This is a genomic window from Arthrobacter sp. Y3221087 (assembly GCF_059089905.1).
Genome location: NZ_JBNHFE010000043.1, coordinates 1 through 206 on the forward strand (window position 1 = coordinate 1; position 206 = coordinate 206).

Genomic DNA, 206 nt, shown 5'->3' on the forward strand with positions numbered 1-206 from the left:
TCTTAGCTTCCGGGTTCGGAATGGGACCGGGCGTTTCCCCCACGCTATGACCGCCGTAACCCTTGTACCCGCACCCTGGAAGGGGTGGGGAAATCTTGTGGTTACAACATGGTGGTGTTGTATTCAGTTATTGGTTGGTTCCGTGCAACCGTGACCCCTGGGGGTTTGTTGGTTGGGAACCACATAGTGGACGCTGGCAGTGTTTG

Annotated in this window: 1 rRNA gene; it reads right to left on the bottom strand. The window is 55.8% G+C overall.

The window, feature by feature from the left end:
• Positions 1-58 (bottom strand): 5S ribosomal RNA (gene rrf / locus AC5RUO_RS20080); the annotation flags it as partial.
• Positions 59-206: the final 148 nt, after the last annotated feature.